This window comes from Helicobacter rappini (assembly GCF_900198625.1).
In the GTDB taxonomy this organism is placed as follows: domain Bacteria; phylum Campylobacterota; class Campylobacteria; order Campylobacterales; family Helicobacteraceae; genus Helicobacter_A; species Helicobacter_A rappini.
The window spans coordinates 1-20,248 of the sequence record NZ_FZPK01000033.1 but is presented as its reverse complement, the minus strand read 5'-3'; the positions used below and the strand labels follow the sequence as shown (position 1 = coordinate 20,248).

Here is a 20,248-nt window from a genome sequence, read left to right as displayed (position 1 = left end):
AGCTGTGGTGTGCTCATCATTACAATATCAGCCCTAAGGCTATTAAGACGAGAGATAGCTTTAGGACTATCGCTGCTACCGATGTATTCAAATTGCGCGTTGGGGTTGTGGTTTTGCGTTGTGTTGCTAGAATCTAGGTTTTTATCATATTGAGTGTGTAAGTGCGAAATATCTTTTTTAGTTTCTATATGAGATACTTCGCCCAAAGGCTCAGTGTGACAAGCGGTTGTAGATTCTAACTTCTGTATAGAATCTTTTTTAGAATCTAAATCTTTTGTATATAGTTCAAAATCCTCTTTTGATGAAGTAAGATAGGTGTAAGGATAAGAGATAGAATCTAGATAGGTTAATATAGGCTTAAAGACATTATGATATTGCTTGCCCTCACTATAAAAGACAAGTTTATGATTTTCTTGCTTACCTTTCTTAAGCTTTACCCCCCCCCCCAGCTGTTAAAGAAATAACTTTATAAAAAATACTTTTAAAGAAAAAGATTGCTGAAGCAAAAAGGGCAATGGCTGATGAAAGCAATAAAGAGCCAGTGCCTGGATCAAGATAGGCAAATGCTATGCTAGGTGATAGGCATAGTAGAATAAATAGTGAGAGAATGGGTTTCATGTAAATCCTTAATGTCGCTTAGTTGAGTGAATGCTACTTTGCAATAGATTTCTACATAAGCCGACGATTATAACATAAAGATATCCTCATATTGTAATCAAAATATTTGAAATGTAAAATATTTTCAATGGCTTCAATATACGCAAACAATAGCCTATTATGAAATATATAGCGCATTGAGTATCGATAAGATCACTGGAGCACACCTTCACAATGCGTAAGGCAATAAAAACTATCTCCCATTTTCTTTGCGACATCTAAATCATGTGTGATGAGTAGAATGCCTAGTTTATAGGTTTTTTGCAAGTGTTTTAGAAGCTTTAAGATTCTATACTGCACGATAATATCAAGGTCTGTTGTGGGTTCATCAGCGATTAAAAATGGGGCTTTTGTAAGCAGGGCAAGGGCTATCATTGCGCGTTGCAACATTCCCCCACTCATCTCAAATGGATAGAGTTTTAAGACTTCTTTTTGTAAGCCGACTTCATGCAGCATAGATTCTATAATCTTTATATCCCAATGCGTTTTTAGGGCGTTTGCACTCTCTTTTATATGCGTATGGAGTGAATAGAGTGGATTAAAGCAAGAGCGGGGATTTTGCATAATGCTTGCAAAGACTTTTGCGCGTGAAGTCTGCGGATTTATAGGTGTATCATTGAGTAATAGCTCACCGCTTACCTGCTTTATATTCTTTGGGAGTAAGCCCTGCATAGCAAGGGTTGTAAGCGTTTTGCCGCTGCCACTTTTACCAAATAGTATAGTCGTTTGTCCTGCTTTTATACTAAGATTCACATCATTTAATAGAATCTTGTTATTACACATTAAAGTGAGATGTTGAAGCGTTAATGTCATAGATTGCCTTTAATGGATAATATTTGAATCACAATCAAAATAATCTCGTAAGCTATCACCTAGCATATTAAACAAAGCAACTGCGATAAATAGAGCTAATCCCGGATAAAGCAATAACTCCGGATTGCTAAATACATAATCTTTAGAATCACTTAACATAACCCCCCATTCTGCCTGTGGTGGCTGCACGCCAAGCCCAAGAAAAGATAGCCCAGCAATATGCAGCATGATATGCCCTATATCCATAGTCGCAAGCACAAAGCATTGTGTAAGGATTGGCGTCAGCATATTGCGTTTAAAAATCTGCCAATTACTCGCACCATAGACTTGTGAGAGTAGCACAAACTCGCGGTGTTTTAATCCTAGCACAATACTGCGAATAATCCTTGCATACCAAGCCCAATGCGTTAGGGCAATAGCAAGCATTACATTTTCTAATCCAGCCCCTAATATGCCAACTAAAAAGAGTGATAATACAATGGTGGGCAAACTTAAGAATAAATCGCATATACGCATGATAAACTTATCGATTTTCCCGCCAAAAAATCCAGCAATCCCACCGATACTTATCCCCAAAAACATAACGCATACTAAGATTATCCCCACAGAAAAAAGTGAGATTCTAGCCCCAAATATTAAACGCGTAAAAATATCCCTGCCAAGATGATCTGTCCCTAGAAAATGCGTTGTGCTAATAGGTGAGAATCTATTATCTAAATCAATCGCATCGGGGGTATAAGGCAAAAAAAATGGCGCAATGAGTGCAATAAGTAGTAAGAAAATAATCATAATAAGAGAAAACTTTCCTAGAAAAGAAAGCTTTTTTCTATATAGCTTAGAATCTATTGTCATCGCACACTTCCAAAACTTTATAATACATGAGAGCCTTCCATATTCTTCCTTATGCGTGGATCAAGGGCTGCATAACATATATCAATAATGAGATTACACAAAGAAAACACAAGGCACATAATAAGCACAAAGCATTGAATAATAGGATAGTCATGATTTGCAATGCCTTGTAAGCTATAATAGCCAATGCCCGGTATCGCAAAAATGCTTTCTATAATGAGAGCTCCACCGATGAGTTCGCCAAAGTGCATGCCAAGTGCGGTAATAATAGGCAGAGTCGCATTGTAGAAAACATGCTTGATTGTTACATGTCCCTTTTTTAATCCACGCAAATACGCATAAAGTATATGTCTCTCTTTTGAGACTTCAAGCATATTTGCACGGATAAGGCGTATATTCACACATATTGACATGAAAGCAATGCTTATAGCAGGTAAAATGAATGAATGAAGTCCATCTACACCAAGGGCTGGTAGCCAACCAAGCGTGAGAGAAAAAAGCATAATCAATAAAAATGCAAACCAAAAGTTAGGCATACAAACGCCAATAAAGCAAATAAAGCGAATGAGAAAATCAGGGATTTTATCCCTATAATATGCAGCGATTATCCCAAATGGAACAGACACTAAAATCGTAAGTAAAAACGCAAAGAGTGCAAGTAAAAGCGTATTGGGCAAATAATATAAAAAATCACTCCATACATCTCTATCACTCATATATGACTTACCAAAATCAAGTGAAACTGCCTTTTGTAACCATAAGAGATACTGCTCTAATATAGGCTTATCTAAGCCAAACTCATGGCGGATCTCTGCTATTACTTCAGGTGTTGAGGGCAGATTTGAGTTTATAAGATATTGTGCTACCGGATCAGTATTATTCAACCTTAAAAGATAGAAAATAATAAATGATGCAAGAAAAAGTATAGGAATAATCATAAAGATTCTATACAAAATGTAGCGAAGCATTATTCATAAAACTCCCAGAATGGAATCTCAAATGCCCTTACATCAGGGGCTATGCCTTTGATACCCACTCTCGCAACAACTTTATTTGTATCATAAGTGAGTGGGATATAAATCTGTGTGCTATAAAGCATATCAAGAAAGCTTTGCGTTTGTTTAGTGAGATTTTCTTGTGCTTTATTTAAATCTATTTTTTTAGAATCTGCGTATATATCATAAGGACTTTCAATAAGGGTTTTAATCGCTTTATCAATAGAATCTTTATTTATAGAATCTGTTTTAGGCAATGCTACTTGTGCCATATAGTCAGCATGTCCCTTATGACGCATGGAGTTAATAAAGGTAAATGGCTCATAAGGCACACCCCATGTTTGACTAAAGCATAGCTCAAACTGCCCTTGTGTTTGCTTTTTCCTATACATTGTTACTTCATTTGGGATTAACTCTAAAAAGATTCCAATATCTTTTAATTGTGCTTGCATAATGGTGGCAATGGCTTTTTGCGTTGGGTTATTAGCAATGAAGTGAAGTTGAACTTGTAGTTTTTTATTGTCTTTATATAGATAGCCATCACTCTTTTTTGTATAGCCCATTTGTGTTAGAATCTTTTCTGCTTTGTCTTTATTATAGGTTAGCGGCGTGTAGCTTTTTGTCTTTGTAAAGGGGAGATTTTGATTAAATAAAAATTGTGCTTCTTTTTGATAGCCATAATACACAGATTCTATAATCTTTGCTTTATCTATGCTTAGGGCTAGGGCTTCTCGCATATTTTTGTCTTGCAGGGTTTTACTTGCTGGATTTACAATAAGAAATGTGGTAAATGCTGGGGGGCTAACAAAGGTTTGAAACTGCTTTGTTTCTGCGATATTATGAAAAATCTCAATAGGGATAGAATCAGAGCCATAAATCATATCTACTTGCTTAGTTTTCAGTGCTACTAGCTTTGCGTTTGGATCAATTATAATTTTTGTAATGATAGTATCATAATAGATTCCATTATATTTTTCTTTGTCCCAATAGTGTGGATTTTTACTAAAAGTATTGCTTATGCCAACTTTTGTGTCAGTTAGCATATATGGACCTGTGCCAATGGGCTTTTTGGGATTATTTTTTGCTAAGTCCAAATCTTGTGGAATCATACTTGGGGCAATGAAGCGAAAAGGACGCACAAGGGCTAGTTCATTTAATGTTGCAATATAGGGGTGCTTTAGTGTTAGCTTAATCGCATAGTCATCAAGGGCTACTACATTATCGATTGTCATAACAAGGGCTGACCATGAATGCCTTGTTTTATTCTTTAAAATCGATTGAAAGTTTTTTACAACTGCTTGTGCGTTAAAAGGCTCTCCATTAGAAAATAACACATTTTTTCTTAAATGAAAAATATAGCTTTTTCCAGAATCTTTAATCTCCCAATAGAGTGCTAGTGAGGGCGTAATATTGCCCTTGCTATCAGTCTTTACTAAACCTTCATAAATCATATTTTGTGCGTAAATCTGATTGAGATTATAGCCTTGTGGATTCATATCGCCGACATTTTGCGATACTGCTACACGCAAGATATTTTCAGCAAAAGCATAGTGAAAACTACATAGCAACAAAAAAGGCAATAAGATTCTATACATTAAGATATTCCTTTTATTTGTGATGATTTACAATCTAGTGTTTTGATTTATATTAAATAGTTGAGTGTATATTTTGCTTTTTTAGATTCTCATATTAATTTAGAATCTAAAAATACTTTCACAATAAATCTGCGTAATGATAGCACGAAATAATAAACTATACTATCTAAATATTACGATTATATTGTAAGTAATATTTAAATCTATCTCGCACTTATCATGCTAAATGAAGCGAAGTATCTAAAATCTCAAAAGTTAGTTGCTAAAATCAGCAAAACCAACATCAAGGATTAGCTAAACATATTTTACGCAAAAAGGTCATTACTTCATTTACACCTACAAAGTTAAACATATCTTCTAATTCCTTATGTGTTAGGGTTTTGCCATTAGAGCATGTGCCATTCATAAGCTTATGGTTTTGTGCCTTAATTGCAACAAGCAGTTCTTTATTTTCTGTATAGAATTTCAGATCCCCATGTAATTTATCATTTTTAAATGATAATTCTGCCTGTAAATTTCCATTCTGATCATACCATTTCGTTTTATTACTTTTATGCAATATTTCTTCTTCAATATTCCCATTTTCATAATACCATGTTTCAACACCTACTTCTTTGCCATTTTTATATGGTATCTCAAATCTAAGATTCCCATTTGAATGATATTCTCTTTCTACACAGCCGCTTATTTTATCCGCTTCGGTTTTGCATTCTTTTAGTGTATCTGCATGTAAAATAGAAAATGAGAGAAAACCTATAAACACACTTTTTAGTAACATATTTGTCCTTTTAAATAAGATAAAGATTCTGTATTTTACAAAAACTATTTTAGATTAAAGTCATAAAGATTCTAAGATGAGAATCTAGGAAGTGTTAAGACTTTAAAATCATAAATTATTTAGAATCACTTTCTTCAAGGCATATTTCTTTTAAATAGATAATTGCTTTTTCAATGTCGTTCATATTAATCTCGTCTATTTCTTTGTCTGTTAAGACTTTATCATTAAAGCATTTGCCGCTTGTAATCCTGCCATTCTCGCCTTTAACTAAGGCTAGTAGTTTTCCATCTTCTGTGTAGAATCTCGTATCCCCATGCAACTTATCATTTAGAACTTTTACTTCTGTTTGCAAACTGCCATTCTCATAATACTCTTTTAATATGCCATCTACTTTATCATTTTTATATGGTGTTTCACTCGCTAGATTCCCATTCTCAAAATACTCTTTTGCTATGCCCTCTCTTTTTCCGTTTTTATATGGTATTTCACTCTCTAGATTCCCACTATAAGAATACCATTTTTCTATGCCCTCTCTTTTTCCGTTTTTATATGGTACTTCTCCTTCTAGATTCCCATTCGCATAATACCACCTTTTTATGCCTTCTTTTTTGCCATTTTTATATGGTGTTTCACTCTCTAGATTCCCATTTGAATCATACTTTTCTATGCCATCTAATTTACCATTTTTATATGGTGTTTCTATCCAAAGATTCCCATTTGAATAATATTCTCTCTCTACACAACCGCTTATTTTATCCGCTTTGGTTTTACATTCTTTTAGTATAGGTGTATCTACACTATGAAATGAAAGAAAACCCATTAACACACTTTTTAGTAACATATTTGTCCTTTAAATTTAAGATAAAGATTCTGTATTTTACAGAATATTCTTTTAGATTAAAGCTTGAAAGATTCTAAGATTAGAATCTAGGAAGTGTTAAGATAGCTTTAAATCATAAATTATTTAGAATCACTCTCTTTAAGGCATATTTCTTGTAAATAAATAATTTTTTCGTCAATGTTGCCGATTCTGCGAAACTCTTTTAATTCTTTGTCTGTTAAGACTTTATTGTTAAAACATTTACCGCTTATAAACTTATCATTCTTAGCTTTAAGCAAAGCAAGTAGTTTTCCATCTTCTGTGTAGAGTTTCATATCCCCATGAAACAAGTCGTTTAAATATGACATTTCTACCATAAGATTCCCATTCTTATAATACCACTTTACTATACCCTCTTTTTTACCATTTTTAAATGGTGCTTCTCTCATAAGATTCCCATTCTCATAATACCATCTTTCTACACCTTCTTTCTTGCCATTTTTATATGGTGTTTCTGTATCAAGATTCCCATTCTCATTATACCATTTTACTATACCATCGTATTTACCATTTTTAAATGGTGCTTCTCTCTCTAGATTCCCATTTTCATAATATTGCTTTGTTATGCCTTCGAATTTATCATTTTTATATGGTATTTCAGCCCCAAGATCCCCACTCTCATAATACAACTTTTCTATACCTTCTCTTTTGCCATTTTTATATGGTGTTTCACTTGCTAGCTTCCCTTTCTCATAATACTCTTTTGCTATGCCATCTACTTTGCCATTTTTATATGGTGTTTCTATCCAAAGATCCACATTTGAATCATATTTTTTTTCTATGCAACCGCTTATTTTATCCGCTTCGGTTTTACATTCTTTTAGTATAGGTGTATCTACACTATGAAATGAGAGAAAACCTATAAACACACTTTTTAGTAACATATTTGTCCTTTTAAATTGAAATAAAGATTCTGTATTTTACAAAATATTTATAAGATATAAAAACAATTTAGCATATCTATCCATAAGTCTATGTGATAGAATCTCTTAAATCTACACACATTCCAAACGCACAGGGATATTATGCTTTGTTAAAAAATGCTTTAGAGATTCTATCTCTACTTCTTTATAGTGAAAGATACTTGCAGCAAGCACAGCATCAACGCCTATTTCAAATGCTTCTAAAATATGCTCCATAGACCCCGCTCCACCACTTGCAATAAGGGGTAAATCACAACACTCCATAGCAATCTTTAGCTTTTCTATATCAAATCCCGCTTTTGTGCCATCGCTATCCATACTTGTTAATAGAATCTCACCAGCCCCCCTTTTCTCCACTTCTTGTAGCCATGTCTGCATATCTAATCCGCTATCATGCCGCCCACCATGTGTGAAAACGCCAATACTTCCATTTTCTCTTCTTTTCACATCAATGGCGATGACAATACATTGAGACCCAAACTTCTTAGCACTCTCATTTATAAAGTCTGGATTCTTAATCGCTGAAGAGTTTAGGCTAACCTTATCACAACCTGCATCTAAGAGATTGCTAATATCTTCTAGTGTGCTAATGCCCCCGCCAATAGTTAGCGGGATAAAGACCTCTTTAGCAATAGATTCTATAACCTTTAGCGTTGCTTTGCGTCCTTCAAAAGAAGCGTTAATATCTAAAAATACAAGCTCATCAGCACCACAATCATTATATCTTTTTGCTACTTCAAGTGGATCTCCCGCATCTTTTAGGGCTACAAAATTCACACCTTTTACAACTCTTCCATCTTTAATATCAAGGCATGGAATAATCCTTTTTGCTAAATTTGTCATAATATCCCCTTTACTTAACATAGAAAAATCGTTATAATTTCACTGAAAAATAATATTAAAGTCATAAGTTTAGCTAATTATTTACAAGATAAAGTCAGTCAAAATATGAAATGAGTTTAAGGCTATGCCCTTAAGATATAGCTACATATAAACAAAACAGAAAACGGGAGACATAATGCAAGATACATTAGAATCTTACATTACAGAATCTAGAATCAGTTTAGATTCTAGGGCTTATAAAACTAAAAGCTTAGATAAAAAAGCGACATTAAAACAGCATGAAAAAAGCAAAACGCACTTTCATCATAAAAAGAGTTTAGGACAACATTTTTTACATGATTCTGTAATACTTGATAGAATCTTCCAATCCATTCCCCACGATATTGCCGCAGAGATTGATAAAAGCGTGCGATTAATCGAAGTGGGGATTGGCTTGGGCGATTTAACCAAAAGACTTTTAAGCAAATATAGCCTTTTAGCGTATGAAATCGATTATGATTTAATCACACAGGCAGAGAAAAACTATCATCATGAGATAGAGACAAATAGATTGCAACTTGTGCAAGCTGATGTGCTAAAAGTGCGACATAATGATTCTTATTTGCTTAGTAGTGATTATTTTTTGGTTTCAAATCTCCCCTATTATATTGCAACTGCAATTATATTGCAAGCCTTAAAGGATACGCATTGCAAGGGATTTCTTGTAATGACACAAAAAGAAGTGGCACAGAAATTTTGTGCGAAACAAAAGGATAGCACATATTGTAGCCTTAGCCTTTTAGCACAATCTTTTGGCGATATATCCTATCTTTTTTCTGTGCCAAAAGAAGCGTTTAATCCACCGCCAAAAGTGGAGTCAGCAGTCTTTTGCTTTAAACGCGGGAAGTGTCATTATACACAAGATTTAGAATCTTTGCTGCATTTTGCATTCCTTGCACCGCGTAAAAAGCTCTTTTCAAATCTTATGCAATATGATAAATTGAGAGATAAAGCAATGCTAAAACATATCTTTCAAACCATGCAATTAGATGAGAATGTAAGAGCGCATGAAGTAGGCTTACAAGAATATTGCGATATGTTGCATATATATAATGCTATGAAAAAGGATAAACAATGAATGAACAAAATAAGAGTGAAGAACAAGTAAATGTGTCAAATGATATGCTAAATAAAGAGCAAAAAAGACGCACAAGACAGGAACACACAGACACACAAAAAGGCGAAAGACATAACACACATGCAAGAAAGCCTCGCCCTAAAAATCCCGCACATGCCCTAGAAGATTCCAATAAAAGAGAAGATTCTAATATGCGTTCTGTAAATGAGCATAAAAAGCGAAACTTTAAACCGCAATTTAAAAACGAGCATACAAAAGATTCTAACACAGAGAATAGAAAATGGGTAGGCGAAAATAAACATGCCATGCGACAAAAAAGAGAGAGATATGAAGAAGAGAAACATGAAGATGGCACAAGAAAGATAAAGACTACAAATGAAAAAGGGAATCTCTCTTTTCACAAAGATTTAAAAAAAGGGGTTGAAGCAAATACAAAGATTCAAAAAGGCTCACTCAATCCGCATCATAAACTAAACCTAAGCACAAACGCAAAAGTGCGTATCACACCACTTGGTGGGCTTGGTGAAATCGGTGGCAATATGACTATTATTGAGACTGAAAAAAGTGCGATTGTCATTGATATTGGTATGAGTTTCCCAGATGAGAGTATGCCCGGTGTTGATATTTTGATACCAGATTTTCACTATATTCAAAGTATTAAAAATAAGATTGCAGCCGTTGTGATTACACACGCACATGAAGACCATATTGGAGCTGTGCCTTACTTTTACAAGCAGTTTCAGTTTCCACTCTATGGCACACCGCTTGCATTAGGGCTTGTTGGCAATAAGTTTGAAGAGCATGGCTTAAAGCAGTATAAATCATTATTTCACATTGTAGAGAAAAGAAGCCCGGTAAGAATTGGGGATTTTGAGATTGAGTGGATTCATATCACACATAGCATTATTGATAGTTCTGCCCTTGCGATCCGCACAGAAGCAGGGGTTATTATGCACACAGGCGATTTTAAGATAGACCATACTCCAATTGATAATCTCCCCACAGATTTACACAGATTAGCACATTATGGCGAAGAGGGGGTAATGCTGCTTTTAAGTGATTCTACAAATTCTCATAAAAGCGGTGTAACTCCAAGTGAAGCAAGTGTGGGACCAACTTTTGACAATCTCTTTAAAAATGCCACAGGCAGAGTAATTATGAGCACTTTTAGCTCAAACATACACAGAGTGTATCAGGCTATCTCGTATGGTTTGAAATATAATCGCAAAGTCGCAGTTATAGGGCGTTCAATGGAGAAAAACCTAGATATCGCAAGAGAGTTAGGCTACATTGATTTACCAAGCAATGTATTTATTGAAGCACATGAAGTATTGCAATATCCAGATGAAGAGGTGCTAATCGTAACGACAGGCAGTCAGGGCGAAACCATGAGTGCATTATATCGCATGGCAACTGATGAGCATAGACACATTAAAATCAAGCCAACAGACATGGTGATTCTATCTGCAAAGGCTATCCCGGGGAATGAGGGCAGTGTATCCGCAGTCATTAATCTCATTATGAAGGCAGGGGCAAAAGTCGCCTATCAGGATTTCAGCGAAATCCATGTAAGCGGACATGCCGCCCAAGAAGAACAAAAGCTCATGCTAAGATTAATTAAACCTAAGTTTTTCCTACCAGTGCATGGTGAATACAATCATATCGCAAAGCATAAACAAACCGCTATTGCTTGTGGTGTGCTAGAAAAAAATATTTATCTTATGGAAGATGGCGATCAAATCGAAGTCAATCCAAACTACATGCGTAAAGTAAAATCTGTGCGGACAGGCAAAAGCTTTGTGGATAATCAAGCAAATAGACAGATTGAAAATGATGTGATAAATGAGCGAAATCTCCTTGCAAATGATGGAATCTTTATTCTAACCTTGCGTATGGATATGCAAAAAAGAAAGATTCTAGAAAACAGAATCAATGTCTTTGGAATCTTAGGGCAGAAAGAAGAGGCAGAACTAGCAAAGTTTGTTATGGATAATATCAATATGCACTTTAGCAATGCAAAACCGACTATCTTTAAAGATGCAAAAAGCCTAGAGAATGATTTATTTAGCGCGTTAAGAAAGCTACTTTTCAAACGCTTTAAAAAATATCCAGCGATATTGGTAAATGTCTTAATCGATGGTGAAGTGCGACAAAAAATGACACAAAATGCCCCACATAAAGGACATGATATGCTAGATACACACTTAGAATCCATTGTGAGTGAGACTATCAATGAAAATGAAGGGAATCTTTAAGTATGTATAATATTTACATAGGATCAGTTTGCATGGACTTAGGTTTGCAAATAAGATAACTCTTCACGCAATCTTTTTGAAACCTATAATCTAAACGATAAATTTAGTCTTATTGCAATGAGATTCTATAACAAACTGACATTAAGTCAATTTGCATATCAATCTGTTGGCATAGATATTTCTTAACAATAGAGATCGTTTATCAATTTAAAAACTAGCATATAAGTCCTTTATTGTTGAATATTGACTATAATCAACACTATATTTAGTTTTACATGCGTTATCTTATTTTAAGGGTTTAGAAATGAATCATTGCAAATATGCCGTAAGGTTGCCATTAGGGTTACTGCCATTATGTTGGCTATTTGGCATTATGCTATCATACACATGCTATGCCAATCAAACTTCACTCAAAAAGAATATACAAGCCAAAGACTACATAACGCAATCTGATTATATAACCGCACAAAGCCTAGATTCTAAAAACGCAAAAAATACAAGCAAAAACATAAGCATTTATGACGCATGGCAAGATGTATTGCGTAACAATCAAGGCATAAAAGCACAATATCTCAACACGCAAAATATGGAAAAACTAAATCTAGCCGCAAAGCTATCATACTTGCCACAAATCGATTTAAATGCCTTGTATCTTCATCTTGGCAATAAAGTCCAAATCGACTTAGTGCATAATAGAGCAGAATACAATAAACTTTTACAAGACGCACAGAATCTAGGGGCAATGGGGACACAACTTGTTTCACTACTTCAGCTGTATGGCACACCTATCACGCTTTTAGAGCAAGATGTTGTCGTTGGTGCATTAAATATTTTATATCCGCTCTATACCGGTGGTGCTAGGTACTATGGTAATAAACTTGCTAAAGTCGCCCTAAAAGATTCCTATCAAGCTTTAAGACTGAAAGAGTTAGCCACTTTTGAAGAATTAGTAACAATCTATTATAGCGTTGTACTTGCAAAAGAAACCCTTAGTGCCTTACAATCCACAGAAGAAAGCACACTCAAACATTATGAAAATTCAAAAAAACTTCACAGACTAGGGCAAATCGCAGACATTGAGCTACTCGGCGCACAAGTAGCCTATGATAAAGCTAAAAATCAAAGAAGAAGTGCAGAAAATGCCCTTGATATAGCAAATTTTACGCTTGATAGCATTTTACAAACAACAGATTCTAATCCAACTTCACTTCTAGCCATAAATCCAAACTTAGAGTTAAAATCATTTGAATACTACAAAGAAGCGACACTTAAAACCTATCCTGCATTACAAATTGCACATAATAAAATCACTATGGCAGATTACACAAAGCGATTAGAACTTGGTAGATTCACTCCAAAAATCGGTGCTTTTGCATCTTTTATGGTAACTGATAATAGGTCAAAAATGGAGCAAATGATGCCAAATTGGTATGCAGGGGTTGCAGCTAGATGGACGCTACTTAGCCCACAAGGCAGACTGCAAAAATATCAAGGTGCAAAGATTATGCAAATGCAAGCAAGCGCACTTGAGATAGAGGCTGTGCAGAAAATGGAGCTACTTGTAAAAACAACTTATAAGCAAATAAAGCTATATAAAGAGAGTTATGAAGTCCTTGATTCTAGCATTGCCCTTGCAAAAGAGAACTTGCGATTAAAAGAGAGGGCATTCTCTCAAGGGCTTGTTACAAATGATTCTGTGGTGGATGCAAGGAATGCACTCGATTCTGTCATAGTCGAGCAAAAAGGTGTAGCTTATAAAATGATTATCGCATTTGCAAAATTGCAAGCATTAAGTGGCGATCTTGACACATTTTTTGCAATACAAAAATAGGGAGAAAATATGCTACAAGAGATTCTAAAAGATAAGAAAAAGTTAGCTTCTATTGTGTTTATTGTCGTTGCGTTTGCACTCATTATAATATGGCTTGTTGGCACATTTTATCGTGCCTATCTTCCTAAAAAGCAGATTTTTCAAGGGCAAATAAGCGCAAAAGAATATAGTGTCAGCTCAAAGCTTGCAGGACGCATTGATGAGATTTTAGTGCATAAGGGCGATGTAGTAAAAAAAGGTGATGTAGTCTTTACGATTAAAAGCCCAGAATTAGAAGCAAAACTTACACAAGCCCAAGCAGGATATGAAGCAGCAAAAGCATTAAATGAGGAGGTGCATAGCGGAACGCGTAATGAAACTATAGAATCTGCAAAAGATGTATGGCAAGCCGCAAGCGCGCAAGCAAAACTAGCAGAAAAAACCTATAAGAGAATCCAACAATTATACAATGAAGGCGTGATGAGTTTGCAAAGGCGAGATGAAGCATTTGCAGCCTATCAAAGTGCAAAATATAACGAAAGCACAACATATCAACAATATAAACTTGCCTTAAGCGGCACAAGAGATGAAGCAAAAAAGGCAGCCCTCGAGAAAGAAAAAGCAGCATTAGGGCAGGTCCAAGAGGTAGAAGCCTATGTAAAAGACATTGAGGCGTTTGCACCAGCAGATGGTGAAGTGAGTAATATTTTAGTGCATAGTGGAGAGTTAGCCCCAAGTGGTTTTCCTGTTGTTATGCTGCTTGATTTAAATGATTCTTGGTTGCGTTTAAGTGTTGATGAGAATCATTTGCAAAGATTCCAGAAAGGGAATACCTTTAAGGGTTTTATACCCGCATTAAATAAAGAAGTGGAATTTCGCGTTACCTATATCGCTGCAATGGGCGATTTTGCCACATGGAAAGCAACAGCTAGCACACAAAACTATGATATGAAAACTTTTGAGATAGAAGCCCGTCCAACACAAAAAGTAGAAGGCTTACGCGTAGGCATGAGTGTGCTTGTGGATAGCGAATAAAGTCAAGATAAGATTTATTGTGCTTTATCATCCCTAGAATTCTATATAACTTATAAAACAAGTTTCATCTAAGTCTTTATGAGTTGCTACATAGCATGGATTTGATGGTGAGATTTTATGAAAGAATTGTGTAAAAAAATCATTGATATTTTCTCAACCTAACACTTCAATTAAAATATTAGATTCCAATACAACAACATTGTGTTAGCGTAATAAAACATCTGGGATGACATCTATTAATCTAGCATGTCGTGATTAAAAGTCAATTCGTAGAAAACATAATAAACACATCTTTGAACGCTAATTTCGTATAACTCAGGGAACACAACCTATAAAGGCCTTATTAATGGTTTTTAACAAATGATTTACATGTACTTAATATGTTATAATTCTTCTTTTACTTCCACATACATTTTTTTGTTTTGGTCCCCATATGTATTCTAAGAAAGGATACACAAAATTTACTACACATGAAAGCATGTTTTGTGTGCTAACAAAGCATATCAACCACATTGTTTGAACCTATCAAATACAATTAAGCAAAGAATGCAAAAACTAAGGTGTTTTTTGCCCACATTGTTTTAATTTGTATCAAAGCTAACATTGGTATGCTAGTGCTCAATACAATATCCTATATTTTATATCGTGTTGTATTCTATATGCTTGCTTTGTGATATTAAAAAACAATTATTATGTATTTGGCTTTGAATTTGCTTTTGCTACGACCCAAATATTAAAAAAGTTACTAGATGATAGGAATGTAAATAATGCAACATATGCAAGGATTGCGTGGTTTTATATGCTGATTTAATAACCAGTAATATTCCGCATATATGACTTTATATATCCTTTTTTAGAATACATTATGCAAATGCATGTGAAACATGAATAAAAAACAAGATTGGGAAATCAAGAAAAAGAATTATAGTATATAAGTATTGTATGCAAGCGGCTTTGTTGGATTGGAATAAAATTTATGTAAAATTATAAAAAGTGTGGATTGTGTTATCTCACGTTTTGTTGAGTAATGTGGGGGCATATATACATTACTCAAGCTACACAAAACTTTCAATGCAAGGCTTTGTGGATGTTGATAATTGTTTGGTTTTTTGTTAGCGTGTGAAGCAAAAAGCTATATAAACTCCTTTCAAGGAAGTTATACTACATGCCAAGCATACTAATGACTTTATCTAAAAATCCATATTTTGCTGCGATGCTAAAGAGTGTAGCAAATAAATACACAAGAATAATGGTGATCTTTGCTCCCCAATTAGTCAGTATAGGCGGACATACCCATGTTGCTTCATGATCGCCATTTTTACGCGCATTCTGTAAAATAAGTATGGGGAAAAAACTAAGGATTAAAGCTCCCACAACACCGGGCCAATAGAGTGCTTGATCTATAGAATCAATGAGTTGCAATAGCACGATAGCTAAAGGTGGAACGGCTACAAATAGCAAGATAACAAAGCGTAAAGTGAGATTATTGTCTGCATCTTTATTAATCTGGTCAGCAATGTTTGTAACAAACATACCGCCAAGCCCCCAATATGAAGTAAGCACAGCAAATAAACCAAAGAGATTAGCAATCAAAAACGCCCAATCACCAATAGCCTTACCCCAAGAGATTGTAACAACATCTGAAATATTTTGTAATCCTTCTAATACAATAGCAGAAAGTGGCACAAGGGCAAGTAGGGCAAAAGTGATAAAGTTGCCAAGCACGATGGCTTTTGGTAGCATTTCTGGTTTATGTGAAAAGCCTCTCGCCATTTCTGGCACTATATATTGTGAAGAATACACAAATACCACCGTGTTAAAGATAGGTAAAATAGCAACTAAATCCCAGTGCATTTCAAGCGCATTACTAAAATTAAGTTCTGCTTTAAAAAAAGTCGCTATAACAAGTGCTACAAGGATACCAAACATTATGCCAATGATTTGCTTCTCCCCTCTTCCTATTGCTTTTAATCCAAGCCATAATACACCTGAAGCTGGGATAAAAAATAAAATACTACCCCATTTCTCCGGGATATCAAAGATTTTATTTATGATTCTACCTGCTGCGGCTTCATAGGCGATTAATGCTCCAATAGCAGTAACTGCTACAGAGATAAACATAAGATATTTTGCTACCGGTCCTATATAGCGGACAGAAAGTCCTGTAAGTTGTAAATGTGCTTTTGTCCGCAATGTAGCTTCAGCAATATAAAGCATAGTAATAGTTGAGAGAATACCGCCAACAATAAGCCAAAATAAAAGTGGAAAAAATCCCGCACCCTTTGCGGTATTGGCTATACTCAAGATTCCAATACCTATATTTGTCCCAACAAGCATTGCCACACCTTCAAGGAAAGTGAGCTTTTTTGTCTTTGGGTGCCCCTTGAGTTCGGCGATAAATTCCTGTTTAGCGTCTTTTAATTTCAATATATGCTCCTCTAATTTTCTTAAATTTTGACTACAAACGAGCGTAGCGGTAAGTTTGTGTTACATTAAGCTCAATGCAGTGATAATAGCTGTCTATAAACTATGCTAGGATATATCAAATATTAATCCTAAACTGAATATGAGAATGCCGCCACATTCAGCTATTATAGACAGATACTTGCGACAAAATATTGTGCCTATATTGCAAGTATATAAGGGGGTAATGTTTTCTAATTACCCAAATTTACACACATGTATTTAATTTCAAGGTAATCGTCTATACCATATTTTGAGCCTTCTCTACCCAAACCGCTTTGTTTTACACCGCCAAATGGTGCTACTTCAGTTGAGATAATACCCGTATTAATACCAACGATACCATATTCTAACGCTTCGCCGACACGCCATTGCCTTGCGGCATTATTTGTGTAAAGATACGCTGCTAAACCAAATTCAGTATTATTCGCCATAGATATGACTTCTTCTTCTGTGTCAAATTTAAAGAGTGGGGCTAATGGACCAAAAGTCTCTTCTCTTGCTACTGCCATCTCTTTTGTAACACCGGTTAGAATCGTAGGCTCAAAAAAGCTTAATCCTTTAGAATGCGGCTTACCACCACTTAGCACTTTCGCACCTTTGCTTGTCGCATCAGCAATATGTTCTTCTACTTTTGCAACGGCTTTTGTGTCAATAAGCGGACCTTGCGTTGTGCCAGATTCTAAACCATTGCCAACTTGTAGTTTTTCCACTTCTTGTTTTAGGGCTTGTGCTACCTTATCATAGATTCCACTTTGCACATAGATTCTATTCGCACAAACGCAAGTTTGCCCGCTATTGCGGAATTTTGATGCAAGCATACCTTTGACTGCTTCATCAACATTTGCATCATCAAAAACGATAAATGGTGCATTGCCACCTAATTCTAGTGAAAGCTTTTTAATGGTATTTGCACTTTGAGCCATAAGTGTTCTGCCCACTTCTGTTGAACCTGTGAAAGTGATTTTTCTCACAATATCAGATTCACAAAGCACTTTGCTAATCATGCTTGCCTTACCTGTTACAACTTGTAATAAATCTTTTGGAATCCCAGCTTTATACGCAAGCACTAAAAGCGCATACGCACTTAAAGGCGTTTGCGTAGCAGGTTTTACAATCATGGAGCAGCCACTAGCTAAAGCTGGTGCTACCTTTCTTGTAATCATAGCGGAAGGGAAATTCCACGGAGTGATAGCCCCACAAACACCAATAGGTTGTTTTAATACAAGCAACTTTTGATTTTGCTGTGCAGATTGTAAAATATCGCCATCAATGCGTCTGCACTCTTCAGCAAACCAGCGGATAAAGTTAGCCGCATACACGATCTCACCACTTGCTTCAGTTAAAGGCTTACCCATCTCTTGTGTGAGAATCTCAGCTAATGCTTGTTTATGCTCTAGCATTAAGTCATACCATTTTAAAAGGATATTTGCTCTCTCCACTGCTAAAAGGGCTGCCCATTTTTTCTGTGCGACTTGAGATTTTGTGATAATATCTTGGAGTTCTTGCTCTTTTATGTCATACACAAACGCTAGGTCTTCGCCTGTTGCGGGGTTATTAACCGCTATGAATCCATCTTTTTTACTTTGTGAAACAAACTCATGTCCCAAAAGCGCCAAATGTTGTGCGTTTAAACTCATTTTACCGCCTCCGCAATAACTTCTTTAAGAATGCTTAATGCCTTGTCAAACTGCTCTTGTGGAATAGTAAGCGGATAAAGGAAGCGAATAACATTTCCATAGCTACCACAAGTAAGTAGTAATAATCCTTTAGGCATAGCAAGTGTTTGCACTTTTTTAGCAATATCACTGCTTGGCTCATTATTTTTGAAAAACTCAACTGCTACCATAGAACCTATTTGACGCACTTCAGCGATTTCTTTATGTCCTAAACCTTGTAAGAAAGTCTTTAGTTGCTCTCCAAGTTTATTTGACCTATCAAGAAGTTTTTCTTCTTTTATGATATTTAATACTTCAAGTCCAGCCTCAGTTGCAAGAGGGCTACCAGCATAAGTTCCGCCCATACCACCAGCACTTACAGAATCCATAACTTCAGCTTTACCTACGATACCAGAGATAGGGAATCCACCGCCAAGACTTTTTGCCATACAAATAATATCGGGTGAAACACTATGATATTCCATCGCAAACATTTTGCCTGTCCTACCAAAGCCTGTTTGCACTTCATCAGCGATTAATACAATGCCATATTTATCCGCAAACGCACGCAAACCTTCAACAAACTCTTTAGGTGCAGGATTAAACCCACCTTCACCTTGCACTGGCTCAAAAATGATAGCTGCAACATCATAAGGCGATATAGAGCTTTTGCAAATATGATCAAGGCTTTTTAGCGCATCTTCTACACTGATATTATGGAGTTTATTTGGATAGAGACCATGATAGATTCCAACCATACCGATACCAAGTTCTGCTTTATAAGGCACAACTTTACCTGTCATACCTACTGCTGCTGCAGTCCTACCATGAAAGCTACCGCCAAAAGCGATAATACCATATCGCTTTGTCTTTGCTTTTGCCACTTTAATGGCATTTTCAGTCGCCTCCCCACCTGTGGTAAAAAAGCAAGTTTTTTTCTTGCCGCTAATTGGTGCCAACTCATTAATTTTTTCTGCTAACGCGATATAACTTTCATAAGGTGTTACCTGATATGCCGTATGTGTAAAACGATCGAGCTGTTTTTTTACAGCTTCAATTATGCGTGGATGTCGATGTCCAACATTAAGCACCGCGATACCAGCAGCAAAGTCGATATACTCTTTACCATTTGTATCCCAAAGTGTCGCATTTTCAGCTTTTTCTACAAACCAGTCGCATAATACGCTAATGCCCTTTGGTGTTGCATCCTCTCTGCGTTTCATTAGATCACTCATAGAATCCATCCTTATATCAAAATCATAAATTCATCTTGACTTGCAAAATGTTTGGCTAGAATGTAACACAACAAAAAGGAAAAAATATAAAAAATATATAATGTTTTGCGCTTTAATTGCCTTATGATTACTTTTTTACACATTTTTGAGTTTCTTAATAGAATCTGGTTTTGCTAAATAAACTTTGGGAAATATAATGAAATTTTTAAAACACAGAAAATAAAAGGCTTATTTGTGATGATAGACATGCGATTGCATAAGTGTTTGATAGGCAGATTTTATAAAAATTATCTTGATTTTATAAAACTTGATGACAACAAATTATATGTTACTTAAATA

At 35.5% G+C, this 20,248-nt stretch carries 17 protein-coding genes; 4 read left to right on the top strand and 13 right to left on the bottom strand.

Features of this window, described 5'->3' with window-relative positions; translation table 11 throughout:
* The 10 genes from C6H17_RS12180 to hisF all read right to left on the bottom strand — a co-directional run.
* Window positions 1-206 (bottom strand): hypothetical protein (locus C6H17_RS12180; protein ID WP_418904710.1); only part of this gene is annotated, 206 nt, incomplete at its 3' end.
* A 220-nt stretch (window positions 207-426) separates the two neighbouring features.
* Entirely contained in the window at window positions 427-618 is a 192-nt protein-coding gene (locus tag C6H17_RS07055) for a hypothetical protein (RefSeq protein ID WP_104731388.1), read from the bottom strand.
* A 192-nt stretch (window positions 619-810) separates the two neighbouring features.
* Window positions 811-1,470, bottom strand: a complete 660-nt coding sequence (locus tag C6H17_RS07050) for an ATP-binding cassette domain-containing protein (protein ID WP_051355085.1) — start codon at window positions 1,468-1,470, stop codon at window positions 811-813.
* 9 nt (window positions 1,471-1,479) lie between these two features.
* Window positions 1,480-2,322: a nickel ABC transporter permease subunit NikC gene (gene nikC / locus C6H17_RS07045; RefSeq protein WP_005216910.1), complete on the bottom strand. Its 843-nt coding sequence runs from the start codon at window positions 2,320-2,322 to the stop codon at window positions 1,480-1,482.
* Between the two features lie 17 nt (window positions 2,323-2,339).
* A complete protein-coding gene (nikB, locus tag C6H17_RS07040) occupies window positions 2,340-3,290 on the bottom strand; it encodes a nickel ABC transporter permease subunit NikB (RefSeq protein ID WP_020995469.1) in 951 nt (316 codons plus the stop codon).
* Complete coding sequence (nikA, locus tag C6H17_RS07035; RefSeq protein WP_005216906.1) at window positions 3,290-4,912, bottom strand: nickel ABC transporter substrate-binding protein; 1,623 nt, start codon at window positions 4,910-4,912, stop codon at window positions 3,290-3,292. The genes nikB and nikA overlap by 1 nt, the downstream gene beginning before the upstream one ends.
* Before the next feature lie 283 nt (window positions 4,913-5,195).
* Window positions 5,196-5,690 (bottom strand): toxin-antitoxin system YwqK family antitoxin, encoded by a 495-nt coding sequence (locus C6H17_RS07030; RefSeq protein ID WP_020995468.1) that lies wholly within the window; start codon window positions 5,688-5,690, stop codon window positions 5,196-5,198.
* Window positions 5,691-5,805: 115 nt separating this feature from the next.
* The gene (locus C6H17_RS07025) at window positions 5,806-6,531 is read right to left on the bottom strand and encodes a toxin-antitoxin system YwqK family antitoxin (protein WP_020995467.1); all 726 of its coding nucleotides are present in this window, start codon (window positions 6,529-6,531) and stop codon (window positions 5,806-5,808) included.
* Window positions 6,532-6,650: 119 nt separating this feature from the next.
* Window positions 6,651-7,454, bottom strand: a complete 804-nt coding sequence (locus tag C6H17_RS07020) for a toxin-antitoxin system YwqK family antitoxin (protein WP_005216901.1) — start codon at window positions 7,452-7,454, stop codon at window positions 6,651-6,653.
* Between the two features lie 111 nt (window positions 7,455-7,565).
* On the bottom strand, window positions 7,566-8,336 hold the full coding sequence (gene hisF, locus C6H17_RS07015) for an imidazole glycerol phosphate synthase subunit HisF (RefSeq protein WP_005216898.1): 771 nt from the start codon (window positions 8,334-8,336) through the stop codon (window positions 7,566-7,568).
* Between the two features lie 175 nt (window positions 8,337-8,511).
* Here hisF and rsmA point away from each other — a divergent pair, with 175 nt between their 5' ends.
* From rsmA to C6H17_RS06995, 4 genes are all read left to right on the top strand, one after another.
* Window positions 8,512-9,453 carry a 16S rRNA (adenine(1518)-N(6)/adenine(1519)-N(6))-dimethyltransferase RsmA gene (gene rsmA / locus C6H17_RS07010; RefSeq protein ID WP_005216897.1) on the top strand — a complete coding sequence of 314 codons (942 nt, stop codon included), beginning with the start codon at window positions 8,512-8,514 and terminating at the stop codon, window positions 9,451-9,453.
* Complete coding sequence (locus C6H17_RS07005; protein ID WP_020995466.1) at window positions 9,450-11,708, top strand: ribonuclease J; 2,259 nt, start codon at window positions 9,450-9,452, stop codon at window positions 11,706-11,708. Before rsmA ends, C6H17_RS07005 begins: the two co-directional genes overlap by 4 nt.
* A 304-nt stretch (window positions 11,709-12,012) precedes the next feature.
* Complete coding sequence (locus tag C6H17_RS07000) at window positions 12,013-13,539, top strand: TolC family protein (protein WP_005216892.1); 1,527 nt, start codon at window positions 12,013-12,015, stop codon at window positions 13,537-13,539.
* 9 nt (window positions 13,540-13,548) lie between these two features.
* The gene (locus tag C6H17_RS06995) at window positions 13,549-14,553 is read left to right on the top strand and encodes an HlyD family secretion protein (protein ID WP_005216890.1); all 1,005 of its coding nucleotides are present in this window, start codon (window positions 13,549-13,551) and stop codon (window positions 14,551-14,553) included.
* 1,161 nt (window positions 14,554-15,714) lie between these two features.
* On the opposite strand, the gene C6H17_RS06990 is transcribed toward C6H17_RS06995, so the two are convergent.
* The 3 genes from C6H17_RS06990 to gabT form a co-directional block, all read right to left on the bottom strand.
* Window positions 15,715-16,980: an aromatic amino acid transport family protein gene (locus C6H17_RS06990; RefSeq protein ID WP_005216888.1), complete on the bottom strand. Its 1,266-nt coding sequence runs from the start codon at window positions 16,978-16,980 to the stop codon at window positions 15,715-15,717.
* A 230-nt stretch (window positions 16,981-17,210) separates the two neighbouring features.
* Window positions 17,211-18,656, bottom strand: a complete 1,446-nt coding sequence (locus C6H17_RS06985; RefSeq protein ID WP_005216886.1) for an NAD-dependent succinate-semialdehyde dehydrogenase — start codon at window positions 18,654-18,656, stop codon at window positions 17,211-17,213.
* Window positions 18,653-19,909, bottom strand: coding sequence for a 4-aminobutyrate--2-oxoglutarate transaminase (gene gabT / locus C6H17_RS06980; RefSeq protein WP_020995465.1), 1,257 nt, complete (start codon window positions 19,907-19,909; stop codon window positions 18,653-18,655). Before gabT ends, C6H17_RS06985 begins: the two co-directional genes overlap by 4 nt.
* Window positions 19,910-20,248 lie beyond the last annotated feature (339 nt).